13 protein-coding genes and 1 riboswitch are annotated in these 13,726 nt (G+C 39.5%); of the genes, 5 read left to right on the top strand and 8 right to left on the bottom strand.

Translation table 11 applies throughout. The features are described 5' to 3' along the window. Positions 1–434: 434 nt before the first annotated feature. Entirely contained in the window at positions 435–2,561 is a 2,127-nt protein-coding gene (gene pnp, locus QK255_RS00850; protein ID WP_002342308.1) for a polyribonucleotide nucleotidyltransferase, read from the bottom strand. Between the two features lie 187 nt (positions 2,562–2,748). Further along, entirely contained in the window at positions 2,749–3,018 is a 270-nt protein-coding gene (rpsO, locus tag QK255_RS00845) for a 30S ribosomal protein S15 (RefSeq protein ID WP_002289282.1), read from the bottom strand. A gap of 249 nt (positions 3,019–3,267) precedes the next feature. Between rpsO and def the strand changes: the two genes are divergently transcribed. Then, entirely contained in the window at positions 3,268–3,831 is a 564-nt protein-coding gene (gene def / locus QK255_RS00840; RefSeq protein WP_002293455.1) for a peptide deformylase, read from the top strand. 118 nt (positions 3,832–3,949) lie between these two features. On the opposite strand, the gene QK255_RS00835 is transcribed toward def, so the two are convergent. From QK255_RS00835 to QK255_RS00815, 5 genes are all read right to left on the bottom strand, one after another. Beyond that, positions 3,950–5,101, bottom strand: a complete 1,152-nt coding sequence (locus QK255_RS00835) for a hypothetical protein (protein ID WP_002293453.1) — start codon at positions 5,099–5,101, stop codon at positions 3,950–3,952. Between the two features lie 14 nt (positions 5,102–5,115). Next, on the bottom strand, positions 5,116–5,472 hold the full coding sequence (locus tag QK255_RS00830) for a hypothetical protein (RefSeq protein WP_002293452.1): 357 nt from the start codon (positions 5,470–5,472) through the stop codon (positions 5,116–5,118). Between the two features lie 140 nt (positions 5,473–5,612). After that, positions 5,613–6,134, bottom strand: a complete 522-nt coding sequence (locus QK255_RS00825; protein WP_002293451.1) for a transcription repressor NadR — start codon at positions 6,132–6,134, stop codon at positions 5,613–5,615. 2 nt (positions 6,135–6,136) lie between these two features. Then, positions 6,137–6,979, bottom strand: a complete 843-nt coding sequence (locus tag QK255_RS00820) for a chorismate mutase (protein ID WP_002293450.1) — start codon at positions 6,977–6,979, stop codon at positions 6,137–6,139. Next, positions 6,972–7,697 (bottom strand): NAD-dependent protein deacylase, encoded by a 726-nt coding sequence (locus QK255_RS00815; protein WP_002293449.1) that lies wholly within the window; start codon positions 7,695–7,697, stop codon positions 6,972–6,974. The genes QK255_RS00820 and QK255_RS00815 overlap by 8 nt, the downstream gene beginning before the upstream one ends. Positions 7,698–7,872: 175 nt before the next feature. On the opposite strand from QK255_RS00815, the gene QK255_RS00810 reads away from it, so the two are divergent. The 4 genes from QK255_RS00810 to QK255_RS00795 all read left to right on the top strand — a co-directional run bounded on the left by QK255_RS00810 (position 7,873) and on the right by QK255_RS00795 (position 12,600). Further along, the gene (locus QK255_RS00810) at positions 7,873–8,169 is read left to right on the top strand and encodes a hypothetical protein (protein ID WP_002293448.1); all 297 of its coding nucleotides are present in this window, start codon (positions 7,873–7,875) and stop codon (positions 8,167–8,169) included. A gap of 255 nt (positions 8,170–8,424) precedes the next feature. Next, a riboswitch (Lysine riboswitch) is annotated at positions 8,425–8,599 on the top strand. Positions 8,600–8,736: 137 nt separating this feature from the next. Next, positions 8,737–10,329 carry an ABC transporter permease subunit gene (locus QK255_RS00805; protein WP_002293447.1) on the top strand — a complete coding sequence of 531 codons (1,593 nt, stop codon included), beginning with the start codon at positions 8,737–8,739 and terminating at the stop codon, positions 10,327–10,329. Positions 10,330–10,341: 12 nt separating this feature from the next. After that, entirely contained in the window at positions 10,342–11,082 is a 741-nt protein-coding gene (locus QK255_RS00800; RefSeq protein WP_002293446.1) for an amino acid ABC transporter ATP-binding protein, read from the top strand. Positions 11,083–11,250: 168 nt separating this feature from the next. Next, positions 11,251–12,600 (top strand): amino acid permease, encoded by a 1,350-nt coding sequence (locus QK255_RS00795; protein ID WP_002293445.1) that lies wholly within the window; start codon positions 11,251–11,253, stop codon positions 12,598–12,600. Between the two features lie 407 nt (positions 12,601–13,007). Here QK255_RS00795 and QK255_RS00790 read toward each other — a convergent pair whose 3' ends face one another. Next, on the bottom strand, positions 13,008–13,598 hold the full coding sequence (locus tag QK255_RS00790; RefSeq protein ID WP_002290536.1) for a TMEM175 family protein: 591 nt from the start codon (positions 13,596–13,598) through the stop codon (positions 13,008–13,010). Between the last annotated feature and the right edge of the window lie 128 nt (positions 13,599–13,726).

Here is a 13,726-nt window from a genome sequence, read left to right as displayed (position 1 = left end):
AGAAACTCCAGAAAAAAAGAAGTTGTGACAAAAGTGTTCAGCTTATTTCCGTAGAAGCTGCTTCTGGAACACCGTGAATCAGAGGTTGTGAAATCAGCGGTTTGACCTGAGTATTAGAGAAACAAACGGAAAAATAGTTCCTCATATTTTGCCGTTTTTTGAGCTAATATCGAGGGACAGCTGATTGAACACCGTTTATTGGAGAGGTTGTAAAAAAGCTGTTCTGCATCAAGTAATAAGAACAGCCAAGTAAAAACAGCTCCTAATGTTTTTAACTTGGCTGGACTGATTACCGCAGATGCAAGCTTTTGAACACCGTTTATTCGCAAAAAAAGGACTGTGACAAAAAACTGTCACAGTCCCCTTTTTTCGAATAATTGTTGTTCTCCTGCCAATTTCTTGATCACAAGACACAATATTCATAAGAATTAAAATTATTTTGCTTCGTTTTTCGTTGAATCATCTTCATTCAACATTGCTTTTCTTGACAGATTTACGCGTCCTTGTTTATCGATTTCAGTTACTTTCACAAGGATCTCATCACCTAGTTTAACAACATCTTCGACTTTATTGACACGATCGTTTGCCAATTGAGAAATATGGACAAGTCCATCTTTTCCTTTGATCAAGTTGACGAATGCACCGAATTTTTCGATACGGACAACTTTCCCTAGATAAACTTCACCGACTTTGACTTCTTTTGTCAGATCTTCGATGATCTTGATGGCTTTTTTGATCATTTCTGCATCAGCAGAAGCAATACTTACTTTTCCATCTTGATCGATATCGATTTTTACACCCGTTTCATCGATGATTCCATTGATCGTGTCTCCGCCTTTACCGATGACGTCTTTGATTTTAGCAGGTTCAATCTGGATCATTTCGATTTTTGGTGCATATTGGCTTAATTCTTCACGTGGAGCAGCAATCGTTGAAGTCAATTCTTCTAAGATTTCCATACGTGCTTGTTTTGCTTGAGTCAATGCTTCAGTTAGGATTTGTTCTGTGATTCCTTGGATCTTGATATCCATCTGCAAAGCAGTGATCCCATCTTTTGTACCGGCAACCTTAAAGTCCATATCGCCAAGATGATCTTCCAACCCTTGGATATCTGTTAAGATCGTATAGTTCTCACCATCAGAAACAAGTCCCATCGCAATACCGGCAACAGGTGCTTTGATTGGTACTCCTGCATCCATCAATGCTAACGTGCCAGCACAGATACTTGCTTGGGAAGAAGAACCATTTGATTCCAATACTTCTGCTACCAAGCGGATCGTATAAGGAAATTCTTCTTCTGAAGGGATTACTTGTGCCAATGCACGTTCTCCTAATGCGCCATGTCCGATTTCCCGACGACCTGGAGATCCTGCACGTCCTGTAGAACCAACAGAAAATTGAGGGAAATTGTAGTGGTGGATGAATCGTTTGCTGACTTCAACCCCTAAACCGTCAATGATTTGGTGCTCTCCTAAAGGTGCGAGTGTACAAGCAGATAAAGCTTGTGTTTGTCCTCGTGTGAACAATCCTGAACCATGTACACGTGGCAATAAGCTGACTTCTGATGACAATGGACGGATTTCATCCAATTTACGCCCGTCAGGACGGATTTTATCGATGGTAATCAATTCACGTACGACATCTTTTTCCAAATCTTCCGTGATTTGTTTGACTTCTTTCAATAAGTGATCTTCATCTTCGTGACCTGCAAATTTCTCAGCGTAAGCTTCACGAATATCGAGTTTCACTTGCTCAATGTTCTCTTCGCGAGCAAGTTTTTCTTCGGTCATTACTGCTGCTTTCATTGTAGCGTAAGAAGCATCAAAGATTTCTTTTTTCAATACTTCATCAACTTGCAGTAAAGTGACTTCCATTTTTTCTTTTCCTACTGCTTGAACGATTTCTTCTTGGAAAGCAACTAATTCTTTGATAGCGTCAAAACCAAACAGCAATGCACCAAGCATGTCTTCTTCTGAAACTTCTTTCGCGCCACTTTCAACCATGTTGATCGCTTGTTTCGTACCAGCAACAGTCAATTCGATATCTGTTTGTTCTGCTTGCTCTACCGTTGGATTCAAGACATACTCACCATTTACACGACCAACTTCTACACCTGCAATCGGACCATCAAATGGGATATCTGAGATCGATAATGCTAAAGAAGAACCTAACATCGCTGCCATAGCTGGTGAACAGTCAGTTTCTACACTCATCACGATGTTCGTTACTTGGACTTCATTACGGAAGCCTTCCGCAAACATCGGGCGAATCGGACGGTCGATCAAACGGGCAGTCAATGTTGCTTCCGTACTTGGACGACCTTCTCGTTTGATGAAACCTCCAGGGATTTTCCCTGCTGCATACATTTTTTCTTCATAATTGATCGTTAATGGGAAAAAGTCTGTATCTTTTGCTTCTTTAGAGGCCACAGCTGCACTTAAGACCACTGTATCTCCATAACGGACTAAAACGGCTCCGTTTGCTTGTTTTGCTAGCTGACCGACTTCGATTTGTAAGGGACGGCCGCCCCATGTCGTTTTGAATACTTGTTTTTCTGACATAACTTCTCCTTTTCCTTCTCGTGAAAGCAAGACGCTACTAAACAAATGAAAACTGCTGAAAGCCGTTTTTTGAGCAGCTTTCATTTGGTTAGTAGGAGTCCATCTAGCTTGATCACGGAATTTTGCTTAATTGATATACGAGTAAAAAAAGTGAGATTCATGTGAATCCCACTCTTTTTGACTAAAATTAACGACGCAAGCCTAAACGTTTGATCAATTCGCGGTAACGTTGAACGTCAGTTTTACGTAAGTAAGCTAACAAGTTACGACGGTGACCAACTTTTTTCATTAGGCCGCGGTATGAATGATGGTCTTTTTTGTGCACGCGTGCATGTTCATTCAAGTGGTTGATTTCTTCAGTTAATACAGCGATTTGTACTTCTGGAGAACCAGTATCCCCTTCATGGCGAGCATATTCGTTGATGATTTCATTCTTGCGTTCTTTTGAAATTGCCATTTCTTTCACCTCTTTCGATTATTCCCCTGCGACTGAGTAAAACGTTGGTGATTCGCTTAACCAAGTGGCAGGCCGTGCGCCTAGAGCACACAGCTATACTTTACCTGAAACCGGGCTGGAAATCAAGTGGTTAATCATTAAGAAAAAGTAGTTTTCAAACAATCTTACTACTACTTTTCCATTTTTGTGGTAAACTATAATGCGAAAATAGACTTGAATATAGTCTTTTAAGAAAGGGGTACATATTCCATGATTACAATGGATGATATCATTCGTGAAGGAAATCCGACCTTACGCGAAGTAGCAGAAGAAGTTTCTCTTCCATTAAGCGAAGAAGATATCTCTTTAGGAAAAGAGATGCTTGAGTTCTTAAAAAACAGCCAAGATCCAATCAAAGCTGAAGAATTGCACTTACGAGGCGGTGTTGGCTTAGCTGCACCTCAATTAGATATTTCTAAAAGAATCATTGCTGTTCACGTACCAAGTGCAGACCCAGAGGTAGATGAACCTTCTCTAAGTACTGTTATGTATAATCCTAAAATTTTGAGCCATTCTGTTCAAGATGCTTGTTTAGGGGAAGGTGAAGGCTGTTTATCTGTTGACCGAGAAGTACCAGGATATGTCGTTCGCCATGCCAAAATCACTGTGTCTTATTATGATATGAATGGTGAAAAACACAAGATTCGTTTGAAGAATTATGAATCGATCGTCGTTCAACATGAAATCGACCATATCAACGGTGTGATGTTCTATGACCACATCAACGATCAAAATCCATTTGCATTAAAAGAAGGCGTATTGGTGATCGAGTAGAGACTTGGATTGATCCTTCGATTCTATGGCATAAGAAAGCTTTATAAAAGGGAAGTGACAGAAAATCGTCACTTCCCTTTTTATGTTTTGTCACTGACTGAAATCAAAATTACTAAAATCAAAATTCAGCATACGGCTGTGTCTTGGATAGAGATAAATTTTTATTGGGGATTATATGTTTTTTATCTCCTAAAAGATAGCTTTTATGTTTCGTTGCGCCTTCTTGGAGTTGGTTTAACCTCTGTTTTCTTGAATTTAGTGTTGCTATGCCCGTTGTTTGGGTGCGATTGTCTAGAACCTGTCCTGAGTTACTGTCTTGCCGATTTTCCCATGACTTTATTAACTGTCCCACTCGCTTCTTCCCTTGATTTTTATCGGTCTCTTGCTTCAATCCCTCTCTGTTTTCCCAAGAATCTACTTTTACCAACGGTTTTTCTGTTCGTGTATTCATACGCACGTTTTGTTTTGTTGGACTATTTGGTTGCCGATTGTTTAATTGATCATCCGCTTTATGTTGTACATTAGCTGCTGTTATGAAATCTGACAGCGGCTTTTGGTGATGGCGAGAAGCTAAATCAGTTAGTTGCGCTGACTTGTTTGGATGTAACCCTTTTGACTGAGTCGACTGTCCCACTGGTCTTAGGTCCATGCCAAAGTCGTTGACAGATATTTTCCATAATTCAGGGTTCCTATCCATATACATCTTTTTATCATCTTTCTTGTCTATGCTTTCATCTCTTTCTTTCGAGAAAGGCTTTGTCTGTTCTGATGTAGCAAAATTGATGTTTTCCAGCGGAGTCTCACGTTCTGCCTTTGTATCAGAAGCCTCTTGTTGCCGAGTGATCACTGAATGCTTTTGCTCATTGGATAGGTCTTTTAGTTGTTGGGTGGGTTCCTTCTTAGCTACTTGAGTTGGAGCTAGTGTAAGACACGTTGTTTGACATTCCTCTTGCCACACCGTAGCAAGATCTTCGTCTCTTTCCCAAGGCATCTTTTCAACGAACTCTTTTTGCTCGTTATATAAATAAATCTTCCCCTCTAATCCTTCATTGTTGTGATATACATATCGGAGTACTTGACTAGAGTAGCTTCCTTCCACTCCATTAGCAATGTTACATTCCATCTCGTACACACTTTCTTGCCAATCTTCTACTATCATTATTAATTCAGTAGCATCCACACCACCATCAGCTGCATCCATTGCATGTAAAAATTCTGGATCATAGTAAAGGTTCAACTCAACCACTGGGCTTGTTTTTGCTACTTCCACGGCTATTTGTCCTCTCAAGTTGTACAAATAATCATCGAATTTTTTTTTTCAGAATCGATTGATTCACTATCAAAAGTTATATTCAGATTTTTACAGATATTCTCTAATTTAAGTTCTTCAAACTTTCTGCTAACCTTTTGGAAATCCTCCCATAAAGCCCATTCTTTTGTTTCAGGGGAAAGATATGCCGTAAAGTTTTCAAAGAATTGCTGTTGAATGTTCTTATCAGAAATCTGTGGTGCATGCTTAAACACAGTATCTGTTATAGCAGTTAAATAATTAGTGTAATGTTTTTCTTTGTACTGATCAAATTCCAATCCTTTGTCAATATATAAGCTGATTTTTTGTTCTTTCTGTTTATCAGTGTCCATCTTGAACATCTCCTTTTTTCTGACTTGTTAAAAAGTATAGAACAGTTTACTTAAACAAAAAGAACTGCTTTTTCTTGAAAATAAAAAAACTGGCGTTTAAATTCCGCCAGTTCTTCGGTGTTATTTTTTTATGGAGCTTGTTATCCTTCGTATAAGATACCTGCTTCAGCTAGTTCTTGCTTGATTGTTTTCAGCATATGCTTTTCTGGGTAGCGGATCGTATGCAGATGGATTCCTCCTGTGAGTTCGGATAATAAAGAAGCATTGCTTTTTTGATAACGTCTCATAAATGAATCGATGTCTTGTGGCGTTTTAATGTGCAACGTGCCTGTTAATTCACCGTAAAGCGGATGTTCTACGATCACATCAATGATTTCACCGCCATTTTCAACGATGAGTCTCAACTCTTCTTCTGTTTGATCTTTTCCATGCTGGACCGCGATTTTACTGATATGTCCAGTATTGGTTTCTTCTGTTTCAAGGATATAACCTCTTGCTGTTGCCACAATACTTTTACCTGCCGCTCGTAGTAAAGCAACATCACCGACAATAATCTGACGGCTGACTCCAAAAGTTTTCGCAAACTTGCTAGCACTCACTGGTTTTTCTGTATTTGCCAAGGTTTGCATGATTTGTTTTCGCCGTGCCTCTCCTTCGATCACACTTATTCCTCCTTCATTTTGTTTTGGTATTCGCGCGAGTGTTTCATCAAATCAACATATGTGTCTGTTATTGTTTCCTTGTATCCCTTATTTTTCAGCAGTTTAGCAACTTTATCCAATACTTGCTGCTCTCTTTTTTCATCATAAACTGCTTGGTTTCCTTCTTTTTTTACTTGTCCTATTTTAGTTACTGTATCCATTCTTTTTTCTAATAAAGCAACTAATTCTCGATCGATCGTATCGATCTTTTGACGTAATGTTTCAAGAGACTCTTCTAACGGTTCTTCCTCTACTGTCTTGATGATACGAGCAGGATTTCCTGCAATCACTACATTGTCGGGGAAAGATTTGGTCACAACCGAACCTGCGCCGACCACTACATTGTTTCCTAGCGTGACACCCGGCGTGACGATAACGCCTCCGCCTAACCAAACATTATCACCGATTTTTATGGGTTTTGCGTACTCCAAACCACTGTTACGTTTCACTGGATGTAATGGATGTGTTGCCGTATACAGCTGGACATTGGGAGCGAACATGCAGTTATCACCGATTTCGATTGTGCTGACATCTAAAAATGTACAGTTGAAATTTGCATAAAAATTCTCACCGACAAATATATTATATCCGTAATCAAAATTGATAACTGGCTCCATATAGATTTTTTTTCCTGTACGACCAAATGTCTCTTTCAACAATTGGGATCGCAGTTCCGCTGATTCGGCTTGGTTGATGATTTGGCTTTGACTTCTTGCAAACATACGGTCGGCAACCAGCTCAGGATCATTGGCAAAATAAAGCTCGCCTGCAATCATTTTTTCTTTTTCTGTTTTGAATTCAGTCATAGTCTACTCCTAATTCTTGTATTTTTTTGAAAACAACCGCTCCGTCTTCCTGAATAAACGTATAAGGTTCCGCTAAATAAACAGGCGTTTGATTGATTACTAAAATTTTGGCTGACGGTTGGCGAAATTGTACCAGATCACAAAATGGATGAACTTGAAAACTCGTTCCAACAATGACGACCAGCTCTGCTTGGCTGACGGCGTAAGCCGCCTGCTCAATGACTTCATCTTGGAATCCTTCACCATATAACATGATGTTTGGGCGTATTTGTCCGCCGCATGCTTGATGTTTGTCGCTGTGAAGATATTCTTTCCAGTCTACTGTTTGCTTACATTTTCGACAATGACATTGATACAAACTTCCATGAAAATTGACGAGTTGCGGGCTTTTAGCTTTTGCGTGCAACCCATCGATATTTTGCGAAACGACCCAGACATTTTTTTCTTTCGCTAGACGTGCCATTTCTAAATGAATAATATTTGGTTTTGCTTCAGGATGATAAATCTTTTTGACAAATTGATAGAATTTATCTGGTTCATTTACCATTGCTTGATGACTCAGCAAGTATTCCGGCTGTTCCATTCCGTGGTAGATTCCTGTCAGTGATCGATAATCTGGCACTCCAGAAGGTGTGGATACCCCAGCACCGGTCAAAAACGTGATTTTCTGATGAGTCAATATCTCTTTTGCTGCTTCGTCTACTGTTCCTTGTTTCATGTTTTGTCACCTCACTTTCCATTATAGCCCATACTCCAACAAATTTATTGTTGAAAAGTGTGAAAAATAGGAATAAAAAAGTGTGAGGTACATTTGAACAATTTATCACAATCCTCACTGACAAAAGAATGAAAACGTGTTACAATACTGCTGTATAAAAGTGAGGTGAATCGATATGTTACCATTCTTTATTTACTGGGGCGTTATTCTGGCTTGCATCGCCTGGTTAGCGTTAAGTGTTTATTTCTCTGTTTTTTACCTTGTACGCAAAGAAAACGGAAATCTTTGGGCTTTTGCTTTATTCAACGTGATTGCCGCCATTGTTTTAGCCATTACATTAGCCGTTTATCGAACATGGGGCTGGGGAATCACCCAATACTCAAGTTTGATTTATCTAATATTAGCCATTTACGGTGTCGTTGTTCTTTTGCAAGCGATCCTAGGACGCGAGCCAAAGAAAGCGGCTGCTTAAATAATCGAGGTGGAACTGGATGCAGGAAATTTTCTGTTTCAGTTCTTTTTTTATTGTGTTACATACATTTTTGTGTATAATTATACTATCGTTTGCAATGGATAGATGATTCACATTGTGATTGTTTTTTCGGTAAAAGTAAAGTTTTCTATATTTATCAGTATTTTTTCAAAAAACAGCAGTTATAGATTGACAAAGCCTCTCGAGTATCGTAAACTTTTTTTGTATAAATAACTGAATACGAGATGCCTCAATCAATGAGGTAGAGGTCGCGAGAATCATTAACCCTGTGGAGTGAAGCAAACATGGAGAAGCAGGAATAGGGAGGATCGCCGAAATGTACACTTTTTTGCTTGAAGTGTATGTTGGGACGCAAGTTAAGAGCTTGCGGACTGTCTTAGCAGTGATGCTAAGTTGCGCTATGTTTTGTGAGAGGTTTATCACCTTATGGAATTTTAGCGGCCTTTTTATATCTATAAATCGGTCGCTTTTTATTTTTTCAGATAAAGCTTTACCGCATTTCATCTAGACCGCTCGTGTATCATATAATCAGAAAGGGAGAAAAAAATGAAAAAAAATATGGTTTCAGTTGCCGTACTATTTGCTTTTGTCTTCTCACTATTCAGTGTGGGATCTCTGGCAAATGCAGATGAAAAAACACCGAGCGATGAGTTTCGCGTAGGTATGGAGGCTGGGTATGCACCCTTCAACTGGTCTCAACAAACAGATGAGAATAACGCCTTGCCAATCCAAGGCCAAAATAGTTACGCCGGCGGTTATGATGTTCAAATCGCTAAAAAAGTAGCAGATGGTTTAGGGAAAAAATTAGTCATCGTCCAAACAAAATGGGATGGTCTGGCTCCTGCCCTTCAATCAGGCAAGATCGATGCGATCATCGCCGGAATGAGCCCTACTGCTGAACGACGAAAAGAAATTGATTTTACCGATCCATATTATGAATCACAATTAGTAGTAGTAGTCCAGAAAGATGGCAAATACGCAAAGGCAAAAAGTTTAGCAGATCTTTCTGGAGCAAAGATCACTGCTCAGTTAAATACCTTCCATTATACTGTGATCGATCAGATACCGGATGTGCAGAAACAACAAGCAATGGATAATTTCTCAGCTATGAGAACAGCGTTAGCTTCTGGAATGATTGATGGTTATGTCAGCGAACGTCCGGAAGGTGTAACGGCAACTAGTGTGAACAAAGACTTGGAAATGCTCGAATTCAGCGGTGCAGATGGCTTCCAGACAAACCCGGAAGATGTTCAGATTTCTGTTGGTATGCGTAAAGGCGACCCGGATATCCAAAAAGTAAACCAGATTCTTTCTGGCATCTCTAACGATGAACGAACAAAAATCATGGACCAAGCAGTCAAAGATCAGCCTGCTGCAACTGATAGTGAAGAAAAACCCGGCATCATTTCTGACTTCACTACGATTTGGAAACAATACGGCAATATGTTCTTACGAGGTGCTGGACTTACCTTGTTCATCGCATTGATCGGGACAGTTGTCGGTACCACACTTGGATTACTGATTGGTGTCTTCCGTTCGGTACCTGAATCAGGAAATGCACTGACTCGCTTCTTCCAAAAAATCGGAAATGCACTTCTTTCTATCTATGTCGAAATATTCCGCGGAACACCGATGATGGTACAAGCAATGGTCATCTTCTACGGTCTGGCACTCGCTTTTGGTATTTCGTTGAATCGAACGATTGCCGCTTTGTTTATCGTCTCTCTCAATACTGGAGCTTACATGACAGAGATCGTCCGCGGGGGGATTTTTGCAGTAGATGAAGGACAGTTCGAAGCTGCGCAAGCCATTGGTATGACCCATGGCCAAACGATGAGAAAAGTTGTTATTCCACAAGTTTTACGGAATATCTTGCCGGCAACGGGGAATGAATTTGTTATCAATATCAAAGATACAGCCGTTTTAAGTGTAATCGGCGTAGCTGATTTGTTCTTCCAAGGGAACTCTGCTTCCGGTGCGAATTTCCAATTCTTCCAAACATTTACGATCGTCGGGATCATCTACTTAGTCATGACCTTTACGATCACCAGAATCCTGCGTGCGGTAGAAAAGAAAATCGATGGACCTTCTGCTTACACAAAGCTTGAAGAAATCGACAATTCAAATTTGCAGGAATAAGGAGGAAGAATCATGAGTGAAAAAATTATTGAAATCAACCATCTAAGAAAAAGCTTCGGTGAAAATGAAGTATTGAAAGATATCAGCGTGACAGTCAACAAAGGTGAAGTTGTGACGATCATCGGTTCTTCTGGTTCTGGTAAATCTACTTTCTTGCGCTGTATCAATTTACTAGAAAAACCAACAGGCGGCGAGATCATTTATAATGGAGAAAATGTATTAGCTCCTAAATATAATTTACCTAAATATCGAACGAATCTAGGTATGGTTTTCCAATCCTTCAATCTCTTCAATAATATGAACGTCTTGGAAAACTGTATGTCTGGACAAACAACTGTCCTGAAACGAGATAAAGAAACTGCCAAAAAAGTAGCAATCGAAAATCTGGAAAAAGTTGGTATGGATCGTTATGTCGAAGCTAAACCAGCACAATTGTCTGGTGGGCAGAAGCAGCGTGTCGCAATTGCTCGGGCATTATCGATGAATCCAGATGTATTGTTATTCGATGAACCTACTTCGGCGTTAGACCCTGAAATGGTTGGCGAAGTGCTTAATACGATCAAAGACTTAGCACATACTGGCTTGACGATGCTTATCGTGACGCATGAGATGGAATTTGCAAAAGATGTATCTGACCGTGTCATTTTTATGGATAAAGGTGTGATTGCAGAAGAAGGTACACCAGAAGATATCTTCGTCCATCCGAAAGAAGAACGTACAAAAGAGTTCCTTTCACGTATTTTAAATGCTTAGGATCAATCGCTGATTGGGACAGAGAGCTGCGGTGTTTACCGCAGTTCTTTTTTTGCGCCTACTCGTAAAAGGTAAATTTCTGAAATTTTTGGAATCTTAGTTGTGTTTTTCAGAAAACTCTCTTAATATGGAAGTAATATAAACTTTTTTAGTTAGGATGATTTAAAAATGAATGAAGAGCAAGAACTGCAGCGTGGACTGAAAAATAGACATGTCCAACTGATTTCTATTGGCGGAGCGATTGGAACGGGGCTGTTTTTAGGTTCCGGAAAGTCTATCCAGCTAGCTGGCCCTTCGATATTGCTCGCCTATCTCATCACTGGATGCATCTGTTTTTTCATTATGCGTGCGTTAGGCGAACTTCTGTTATCAAACACTAATAACCATTCTTTTCTGGATTTTGTTGCAGAATATCTTGGTAAAAAAGCGGCTTTCATTACTGGTTGGACGTATTGGTTCTGCTGGGTATCGATTGCAATGGCAGATTTAACAGCCATCGGGATGTATGTTCGCTACTGGGCGCCTGGTGTTCCTCAGTGGCTTCCTGAACTGATTGCATTAGGTCTTCTTCTTTGCTTAAATATGGTGGCTGTCTCGTTGTTTGGTGAGTTAGAGTTTTGGTTTGCCTTGATCAAGGTTGTAGCGATCATTGCCTTTATCCTCGTAGGTGCTTATATGATCCTTACCCACTATACGACAGATATTGGCACAGCCAGCATCACGAATCTATGGTCTCATGGCGGATTCTTTCCGACTGGTGCCAAAGGATTCATCTTGGCTTTCCAAATGGTGACCTTTGCTTTTGCTGGGATCGAATTAGTTGGATTAGTCGCTGGGGAAACAGAAAATCCTGAAAAAGTATTGCCGGAAGCTATCAATAATATTCCTATCAGGATCATCTTATTTTACTTAGGTTCTCTTTTTGTCATTATGGCCATCTATCCATGGAATAGTTTGAATCCAGATAATAGTCCATTTGTAGAGGTATTTTCGGAAATTGGGATCACGATTGCTGCATCCTTGATCAATCTAGTCGTATTAAGTGCAGCAGCTTCTGCCTGCAACAGCGCCATATACAGTACAGGACGTATGCTTCGTTCTTTAGCACAAGAAGGAAGTGCTCCTAAAAAATTCAAAAAGTTAACAACACATCATGTTCCAGGGAATGCTTTGACATTTTCTACGATCGTCATTTTCATTTCGGTTATCTTGAATTACGTGATGCCTAGTGAAGTATTCACACTTGTAAGCAGTATTGCCACTACTTGTTTCTTGTTTATTTGGAGTATGCTTGTCTACACGCATATGAAATATCGTAAAAGTATCATCGGCAAAAAAGCACATTCATTTAAAATGCCGCTGTATCCATTGAGTAATTATTTGGTCTTTCTTTATATGGCCTTTGTGTGTGTCGTCTTGTTCCTAGGAAAAGATACGAGAATCGCTTTATTACTGACACCTGTGTGGTTCTTGCTTCTATTACTAATCTATCATATGAAATATGAACGTAAGAAGTAAGAAAGAGGTTGTGACAGAAGTGGTCAGCTTCAAGAAATAAGAAGGAATTGACGAAAATTGCTTCTTAAATTTTTGTGAAATTTCAGCTTATTTCAAAGAAGCTACTTCTAGAACACCGTGAACCAGAGGTTGTGAAAAAGACGCTTAGTTTCGAGTAGTAAGAAAAATTTTGTGAAAATGGCTTTCCACATTTTTGCATAGATTTGGCTTAGTACCGAGAAACTGGCTTTTAAACACCGTTTAAGAAAGAGGTCGTGAGCCTGCCGTTTCACTCTGAGACACAAGGAGCAATTTCAAAAAACAGCTTCTCATGTTTATTGAATATTGTGACTTGTGACCGAGGAGTTGGTAGGAGAACACCGTTTATTCGGAAAAAGGGCTGTGACAAGATTTTTGTCACAGTCTTTTTATTTCCCCGGAAACAACCGCTGATAATAGGCATCTGCTTTTTTATAAGAAAAAATCCAAATACCAGATACGAAAAAACGTCCGAATAACCCAATCATCGGTACAAAAAAGATACCGACAATCAAGCATAAGTTAATAAACATGGAGATAAAACTTCGATGGTCCTTTGACAAAACTCTCACAACATGGGAATCTGGTTTATTTGCTTTCATGATTTGCCTCATCAATATACCAAAAGAAAAACTCCACATCGTGTATACTAAGACATAAGCCATCTCAGGCCAAAAAGCTTCAGGGTTACGCCCGACCCAACTAGTAACGGAAGGACATAAGGTCAGCCAGAAGAGCCAAAAGATATTCGACCAGACCACTCGGTAATTGATGCGTTCTGCCATCTGGAATATACGATGATGGTTCACCCAAATTACCGCAACAAATATAAAACTGATTGCATAAGCTAATAATGTATTTCGGATGACCCACAAAGAATGAAAACCAGATGGATCAGGAATCTTGATGTCTAATACAAGAACTGTCAAAACGATGGCCACTACTCCATCAGTAAATGCTTCTAATCTCGACTTTGTCACGATGATTCCTCCTCAGATGATTCAGCGCTTTTATTTTATCACTTACGTTATTAAATAACCATCGTTTTATATAGGAAATTTTCTGAAAATTGTTGCATATTTTTCGAAATTTTGTTACTTTTAAAAAA

It is taken from the genome of Enterococcus sp. ZQ21 (genome assembly GCF_030053755.1).
GTDB classification, from domain to species: Bacteria; Bacillota; Bacilli; order Lactobacillales; family Enterococcaceae; genus Enterococcus_B; species Enterococcus_B lactis.
This window is presented reverse-complemented; position numbering and strand designations above follow the sequence as displayed.

Coding starts and splice junctions, on each gene's coding strand:
- pnp (WP_002342308.1), bottom strand. CDS start 2,561: ATGTCAGAAAAACAAGTATTCAAAACGACATGGGGCGGCCGTCCCTTA.
- rpsO (WP_002289282.1), bottom strand. CDS start 3,018: ATGGCAATTTCAAAAGAACGCAAGAATGAAATCATCAACGAATATGCT.
- def (WP_002293455.1), top strand. CDS start 3,268: ATGATTACAATGGATGATATCATTCGTGAAGGAAATCCGACCTTACGC.
- QK255_RS00830 (WP_002293452.1), bottom strand. CDS start 5,472: ATGGACACTGATAAACAGAAAGAACAAAAAATCAGCTTATATATTGAC.
- QK255_RS00820 (WP_002293450.1), bottom strand. CDS start 6,979: ATGACTGAATTCAAAACAGAAAAAGAAAAAATGATTGCAGGCGAGCTT.
- QK255_RS00815 (WP_002293449.1), bottom strand. CDS start 7,697: ATGAAACAAGGAACAGTAGACGAAGCAGCAAAAGAGATATTGACTCAT.
- QK255_RS00810 (WP_002293448.1), top strand. CDS start 7,873: ATGTTACCATTCTTTATTTACTGGGGCGTTATTCTGGCTTGCATCGCC.
- QK255_RS00805 (WP_002293447.1), top strand. CDS start 8,737: ATGAAAAAAAATATGGTTTCAGTTGCCGTACTATTTGCTTTTGTCTTC.
- QK255_RS00800 (WP_002293446.1), top strand. CDS start 10,342: ATGAGTGAAAAAATTATTGAAATCAACCATCTAAGAAAAAGCTTCGGT.
- QK255_RS00795 (WP_002293445.1), top strand. CDS start 11,251: ATGAATGAAGAGCAAGAACTGCAGCGTGGACTGAAAAATAGACATGTC.